The sequence below is a fragment of the Streptomyces sp. MnatMP-M17 genome, assembly GCF_900091995.1.
Classification (GTDB): Bacteria; Actinomycetota; Actinomycetes; order Streptomycetales; family Streptomycetaceae; genus Streptomyces.
The window spans coordinates 1-4,978 of sequence record NZ_FMDK01000891.1 but is presented as its reverse complement, the minus strand read 5'-3'; the positions used below and the strand labels follow the sequence as shown (position 1 = coordinate 4,978).

The 4,978-nt window shown below is 67.9% G+C and carries 6 protein-coding genes; 2 read left to right on the top strand and 4 right to left on the bottom strand.

Annotation, left to right across the window (positions count from 1 at the left end):
* Positions 1-66 precede the first annotated feature (66 nt).
* From GA0115259_RS32850 to GA0115259_RS32835, 4 genes are all read right to left on the bottom strand, one after another.
* Positions 67-705: a GNAT family N-acetyltransferase gene (locus GA0115259_RS32850; protein WP_093603713.1), complete on the bottom strand. Its 639-nt coding sequence runs from the start codon at positions 703-705 to the stop codon at positions 67-69.
* A 199-nt stretch (positions 706-904) separates the two neighbouring features.
* Entirely contained in the window at positions 905-1,771 is an 867-nt protein-coding gene (locus GA0115259_RS32845) for a MetQ/NlpA family ABC transporter substrate-binding protein (RefSeq protein ID WP_093603709.1), read from the bottom strand.
* Positions 1,772-1,871: 100 nt separating this feature from the next.
* On the bottom strand, positions 1,872-2,543 hold the full coding sequence (locus GA0115259_RS32840) for a methionine ABC transporter permease (RefSeq protein WP_093603707.1): 672 nt from the start codon (positions 2,541-2,543) through the stop codon (positions 1,872-1,874).
* Positions 2,540-3,646 (bottom strand): methionine ABC transporter ATP-binding protein, encoded by a 1,107-nt coding sequence (locus tag GA0115259_RS32835; RefSeq protein WP_161230526.1) that lies wholly within the window; start codon positions 3,644-3,646, stop codon positions 2,540-2,542. Before GA0115259_RS32835 ends, GA0115259_RS32840 begins: the two co-directional genes overlap by 4 nt.
* A 471-nt stretch (positions 3,647-4,117) precedes the next feature.
* Between GA0115259_RS32835 and GA0115259_RS32830 the strand changes: the two genes are divergently transcribed.
* The gene (locus GA0115259_RS32830; RefSeq protein ID WP_093603703.1) at positions 4,118-4,477 is read left to right on the top strand and encodes a hypothetical protein; all 360 of its coding nucleotides are present in this window, start codon (positions 4,118-4,120) and stop codon (positions 4,475-4,477) included.
* Positions 4,478-4,479: 2 nt separating this feature from the next.
* The gene (locus GA0115259_RS32825; RefSeq protein WP_237540659.1) at positions 4,480-4,956 is read left to right on the top strand and encodes a hypothetical protein; all 477 of its coding nucleotides are present in this window, start codon (positions 4,480-4,482) and stop codon (positions 4,954-4,956) included.
* Positions 4,957-4,978 lie beyond the last annotated feature (22 nt).

Sequence of the window (4,978 nt, the reverse complement as noted above, 5' to 3'; positions counted from 1 at the left end):
GGGCGGCAGGACGCCGCCGCCGGTGCCGTACGCTCCAGCCGGTGCGGTCCGTTCCGGTCGCCGCCGTCAGTTCCAGTCGGTGAAGGACGCGTAGCCGCCGGCGTCGGCCATCTGCTCGGCCACGCCTTCGAGATCCTCGGGCAGCAGGCCCCAGACGATCAGATCGGTGCGGATATCGGTCCAGCCGCCGTCCTCGGTCTGTGTTCGCGCTATCCAGGCATTGCGCAGCACCCCCTCGCTGATGCAGCCGATCTTCTGCGCGACCTGCTGCGAGGCGGTGTTGTCGGCCGGTGTCCGCACTTCGATGCGCTCGAACTTCTGGTCACGGAAGAGCCACTGCGCGACCGCGAGCGCCGATTCCGTGGCGTATCCCTCACCGCGCGCCCAGGGAGCGGTCACATAGGCCATCTCGGTGGAGAGCGCGTGCCAATTGGTTCTCCGCAGCCGCACGATGCCGACGAGCCGCTGGGTGAGGAACTCGGTGACGGCGAAGGCGATTCCGCGGCCTGCCACGCGCTCGGCGGGCGCGATACTGGCGACCCACTGGTCGGCGTCCTCGCGCGTATACGGATGAGGCACGGGCGTCCAGGCCGTGATCAGTTCGTCGTTCATCATTTCGATGTGCGCCGGGATGTCCGCCGTCTCGAAGGCGCGCAGCACCAACCGCTCCGTGCTGATGGAAACGTCCGGAAAGGTGGTAGTCATGCGCAGCTCCATGCCTCAGTCCGTCGTAAATGCACAGCATGCAGCATCGGACGGTGATGCGCATGGCCGGGTCCGGGTGGATGCGTGGGCCCCGCGTACGGAAGACATACGCGGGGCCCACACCGAAGGACTCGGAGGCAAGAACGTTACTGCTCCGGCCACTTGAGCGACACACTGACCGCCCGGAAGCCCCCGGAGGCTACTGGACGGTGCCGAAGACGGGTACGACCGAGCCGTCGTAGGTGTCCTCGATGTACTTCTTGACCTCGGGCGAGTTGAGAAGCGTCGCGAGCTTCTCCACCCGGGCGTCCTTCTCATTGCCGCGCTTGACGGCGAGGAAGTTGGCGTACGGGTTGCCTTCGGACTTCTCCAGCGCGAGCGAGTCCTGAGCGGGCTTCAGGCCGGCCTCAAGGGCGTAGTTGCCGTTGATGACGGCGGCGTCGACATCATTGAGGGCGCGAGGCAGGGTTGCGGCCTCCAGCTCCTTGAACTCGATGCCCTTGGCATCCTCGATGTCGGAGAGATTGGCGTCGATTCCCGCGCTGTCCTTGAGTGTGATCACACCGTTGTCCGCGAGCAGCTTCAGCGCGCGGCCCTCATTGGTGGTGTCATTCGGAATGGCGATGCTCTGACCGGACTTGATGCCCTTGAGATCGTCGATCTTCTTGGAGTAGAGACCGAGCGGTTCCAGATGGACATTGACGACGGGCACGATGTCGGTGCCGTTCTTCTTGTTGAAGTCGTCCAGATAGGGCTTGTGCTGGAAGAAGTTGGCGTCGACCTCGCCGCTCTGGGTCGCGGTGTTCGGCAGGACGTAGTCCGTGAACTCCTTGACCTCCAGCTTGAGACCGGCCTTCGCCGCCAGATTGTCCTTGACGAAGTTCAGGATGTCGGCGTGCGGTACGGGAGACGCGGCGACGAGCAGCGGCTTGGACGTGTCGGCCGAGGCACCGGAGCCGGCCTTGGCCGAGGCGCCCGGATCGGAGGACGTGCCGCAGGCGCTGAGGCCCAGGCTGAGGACGACGGTGGCGGCGGCAGCCGCGGTGAACTTGGCGGTGGTACGCACGAAGAGTGCCTCTTTCCACTGATGCGGGTGACGGAGCCCGGACAAGGAGTGCGGGCTGTGTGGGAGGTGGGGCGTGGGGGGAACTTTGGGGCGCGGCGGCTCAGGAGGCCGTACGGCCGCGGCGCGCCAGCAGGCGCCCGACACCGTCGCCGAGGAGTTGTACGGCGGTGACGATCAAAATCAGGACCACGACCGTGGCCACCATGAAGCCGTTCTCGAAGCGCTGGAATCCGTAGGTGACGGCCTTGGACCCGAGGCCCTCGCCGCCGACCGCGCCGGCCATGGCCGAGTAGCCGATGAGGGCGATGACGGTGGTGGTGACACCGGAGACCAGCGACGGCAGGGCCTGCGGCAGCAGCACCTTGCGGACGATGGTCGGGACGGAACCGCCCATCGCCTGCACGGCCTCGACCAGTCCGTGGTCGACCTCACGGATCGAGGTCTCCACGAGGCGCGCGAAGAACGGGATGGCACCGACCGCGAGCGGCACGATCATCGCGGTGGGCCCGATGAAAGTGCCGACGACCAGCGTGGTGAAAGGGATCAGCGCGATCAGCAGGATGATGAACGGCAGTGAGCGGCCGATGTTCACGATCACACCGACGGTCTTGTTCACCGGCGCGTTCTGGAGCAGTCCGCCCTTGTCGGTGAGGACCAGCAGAACACCGAGTGGCAGTCCGCCGACGATGGTGACGAGCGCGGACCACAGCACCATATAGAGGGTGTCGAGAGTCCCTTGGGCCAGCAGCGGCTGCATCTCCGACCAGGTCACTTGACATCTTCCTTCACCAGTACGGGCGTCTCGCCCTCGGCGGACCCCGCGTCCGCGGGCTGTTCGGGGACGGAGCCTTCGGCGGCGGGCTCGTCGTCCACCACCTCGGCCTGGAGTCCCTGCTCCCGCAGAAAGCCGATCGGCACGACGTTCTCCTCGTAACCGCCGGGCAGTTCGATCCGCATCCGGCCGATCTGCCGGCCCGCGACGGTGTCCATCGAGGCGCCCAGGATCGAGATGTCGATGTTGTACGTGCGGGAGAGCTGCGAGATCACCGGCCGGGTGGCGGCCTCGCCCTGGAACGTGACGTCGATGACCGTACGGCCCGGGCCCGACGGCGCTCCGCCCACCGGGAACAGCTCCTGGGCGAGCTGCGAGCCGGGCGTGGCGAGCAGTTCGCCGACCGTGCCCGACTCGACGATCCTGCCCTTCTGCATCAGCGCGGCCGAGTCGCAGATCGTCTTGACGACCTCCATCTCGTGGGTGATGAGCAGCACGGTCAGTCCGAGCTGCTGGTTGAGATCGCGCAGCAGTTCGAGGATCGAGCGGGTGGTCTCGGGATCGAGGGCGCTGGTCGCCTCGTCGGAGAGCAGCACCTTGGGGTCACCGGCCAGGGCGCGGGCGATACCGACCCGCTGTTTCTGGCCGCCCGAGAGCTGGGCCGGATACGAGGTGGCCTTGTCGGCGAGTCCCACCAGGTCGAGCAGCTCCAAAGCGCGGCGGGCGCGCTCCTGGCGGGTGATGCCGAGGATCTCCAGCGGCAGTTCGACATTGTCCTTGACCGTGCGGGAGGACAGCAGATTGAAGTGCTGGAAGACCATGCCGATCGCGCTGCGCGCCTGCCGCAGCTCCTTGCCCGCGCGTCGGCCGCGACCGGCGAGCGCGGTGAGGTCCTGGCCGTTGACGATCACCCGGCCCGCGGTGGGACGTTCGAGGAGATTGACGCAGCGGATGAGGGACGACTTGCCGGCGCCGCTCTGTCCGACGACGCCGAAGACCTCGCCCTCGCGGACATGGAGGTCCACGGAGTCGAGAGCGGTGACTTCGCGGCCTCGTGATGTGGCGGACCGGTAGATCTTCGTCAGGCCCGTGGTAGTGATCACTGGGGTATCCATCACTGTCGAGTGCGCGGCGAGGTGTCCGCCGGCACGGGGCATTCGTCATTCGGACGCTTCACGCCGAGACGGTGGGTGAACCGGGAGCAGGCGCGTGCGAGGCAGACCGGGCCGCTCCCGCCGACAGTCCGGACCATGGCGGGCATGGCGTACGGAATCGGCGCGGCGGCGCGGCTGTCAGGTCCCGCTTCGGGGCGCGGGACTCAGGCAGGGGCCCTCAGTTGGCGCACATTCGACACAGACAACGAGCACCGGGCGTCGTGATCGCCTCGGTCGCGGGAACGCGGTAGCTCATCGTGGTCATGCGATAAGTAAAGCAGACATCAAGAGGGCCACCCGGGGCTTGTCCGCATATCGGACGACTTTGTCTCACCGTTGTGGCCAAGGCCACGGTCCACCGCTCCTCGTGGGCCCGGGGGCGCGCGGCGGGTGCATTTCGGGCCGTAATACGCTCGGGCCATGCTCGTCGCCCTGACGGTCGCGGTCTCCGTGGCCGCGCTCGCCCTCGCCGCCTGGTGCGGTTTCGCCGCCTACCGCGACCAGCCCACCAAGGACTGGCACTTCATCGGCATGGCCGTGGTGGCCGCACTGACGCTCGTCCAACTGGTGATCGGGATCGTGCAGCTCGCGCGCGGGGAGAAGGCCGACCAGGGCTCGGTGATTTTCGTCTCGTATCTGATCGGCGCGCTGCTGGCGGTGCCGGCGGCCGGCTTTCTGTCGCTGGCCGAGCGGACGCGGTGGGGTTCGACGACGGTGGCCGCGGGAGCGGTCGTCCTGGCCGTGCTGGAAGTACGGCTCCATGACATCTGGGGAGGCTGACGATGGGCGAGCCCACCACCGGCGCGAGAACCACGGGAACGGAGCGGAAGGAAGGCCGGGTGAACGAGCCGACGCCGGCGGGCGAGGAGTCCGCGGCCCGGCTGGTCAGCGGGCCCGGTCTGCTGCTGGTCTGGCTGTACGGCGTGATGTCCGTCGGCGCGGTCTCCCGGTCCGTCTACCAGATCGCGACCGAGTTCGAGCATGCGCCGCTCGCCTACTCGCTCTCCGCCGTGGCGGCCCTGGTCTACGCGTTCATCACCTACACGCTCGTACGCGGCGGCGAGACCGCCCGGAAGGCGGCGCTGGTGTGCTGCGCCGCCGAGCTCGTGGGTGTACTGACCGTCGGGACCTGGACGCTGGCCGAGCCCTCGGCCTTCCCGGACGCCACGGTCTGGTCGGACTACGGCATGGGCTATCTCTTCATCCCGGTGCTGCTGCCGGTCACCGGCATCCTGTGGCTGCGGAAGGCCCGCCGCTGAGAGCGGCGGGCGGGGTCCGCGC